Source organism: Citrobacter sp. R-1.5.2, from assembly GCF_035064245.1.
Lineage (GTDB): Bacteria > Pseudomonadota > Gammaproteobacteria > Enterobacterales > Enterobacteriaceae > Citrobacter.
In genome coordinates this window covers 1-629 of record NZ_JASEYC010000089.1, presented here as the reverse complement: position 1 = coordinate 629, position 629 = coordinate 1, and the positions used below count along the sequence as shown (strand labels likewise).

Here is a 629-nt window from a genome sequence, read left to right as displayed (position 1 = left end):
TTCGGCATCTGGGAAACCAGTGACAGGTTGACGTCCATGCCTTCCACCTGGAAGTGCGGGATGGCGTACAACTTCACGCGGAAGAACCCCGGGTTATCCTCGATATCCTCCACAACGACCTTCGCGTCACGCAGTGGATGAGAGGCCTGCAGCTCATCGCCCGGATCGGTCATTTCAGTGACCAGGCTTTTCACCCAGGTATTCAGCTCAAGCTCCAGCAGACGTCGGTCCTTGGTGGTCCCGATGTTTTCGCGCTGAATAATCTTCAGATAGTGCGCAATACGCGACAGCAGGAAGATATAGGGCAGACGGGCGTTGATGCGGCTGTTAGCCGTTGCATCTGCGGTATCGTACTGTGCCGGCTTCTGGGTGGAGTTCGCGCTGAAGAAACACGCATAATCGCGGTTCTTGTAGTAGCTAAGCGGGATAAACCCAAGGTTCGCAAACTCAAACTCGCGGGTTTCGGGGATCATCACTTCAGACGGGATTTTTACCTGGTTGCCGGTGCCGAGATCGTACAGATGGATCGGCAGGTCCTGGACCGCGCCGCCGGCCTGTGGGCCGCGGATCTGTACACACCAGCCATTACTGATAAAACTGCGCACCATGTTGGCCGCAAAAGCAAAGGA

1 protein-coding gene is annotated in these 629 nt (G+C 56.0%); it reads right to left on the bottom strand.

Translation table 11 applies throughout. The annotated features are described in order from the left end of the window. Positions 1-629, bottom strand: a 629-nt coding sequence (gene tssC / locus QMN38_RS26720; RefSeq protein WP_323606418.1) for a type VI secretion system contractile sheath large subunit, incomplete at both ends; no start/stop codon positions are given.